1 protein-coding gene is annotated in these 757 nt (G+C 64.2%); it reads left to right on the top strand.

The genetic code is table 11. The annotated features are described in order from the left end of the window. The first annotated feature begins 138 nt into the window (after nucleotides 1–138). Nucleotides 139–630, top strand: coding sequence for a transposase (locus tag ACFPPB_RS20340; protein WP_377330487.1), 492 nt, complete (start codon nucleotides 139–141; stop codon nucleotides 628–630). The last annotated feature ends 127 nt before the right edge of the window (nucleotides 631–757 follow it).

The raw sequence follows: 757 nt of genomic DNA on the forward strand, positions 1-757 counted from the left end.
CCTGCTTCAGCGTCGCGACGATCTGACTTTCGGTGAACTTGCTCTTGCGCATCGTGGGTCTCCTTGGGGCTAGTTTGCCCGGAGACCTCTGCTTATGCCTGGATCAAGTTTACGGGGAGTCGACAGACGCCCGTACGGTTGATCCGCGATGCCACACCGGCGGGCTCGGTGCGCGTGCTGATGACCTCGCTGCACGATGCCGAGCGTTACCCGGCGGCCGCCTTCGGCGAGCTCTACCACCGCCGCTGGCGCATCGAGGAAGCCTTCAAGCGCGTCAAGCTGCGCCTGCGCCTGGAAGCCGTGACCGGCCTCACCACGCTGGCGTTCAAACAGGATTTCGCCGCCAAGGTTTTGGCCGACAACCTGCACTGCTTGCTCAGCGGCGCCGATCCGACGCCGACGCACGACGAGGCGCCGCCACGGCATCGCGCCAATCGCACCTACGCCTTCGGCGCGCTCAAGCCCATCCTCGTCGGTTGCCTGCTGGCAGCCACCGCTTGCCTGCGCAAGCTGCCCGCGGCCCTCGCCGCCATCGCCGCCGCTCGTGTTCGCATCCAACCCGGCCGATCCTATCCACGCAAGCCGAAGCTCAAGCCCCATGCATTCCTCGGCTACAAGCTACAGTGCTAAGGATGCCCTGATCTATCGACTTTGAAACAGCCGTCCAGACGGCCGTGCGAAAACGCTGGCATGGTTACGGGAAAAAGGCGATGTTTCCGGCGTTTTCGTGCCGCCGTGACGGTGATGTGCCTCTGAT

This window comes from Rhodanobacter terrae (assembly GCF_042657005.1).
In the GTDB taxonomy this organism is placed as follows: domain Bacteria; phylum Pseudomonadota; class Gammaproteobacteria; order Xanthomonadales; family Rhodanobacteraceae; genus Rhodanobacter; species Rhodanobacter terrae.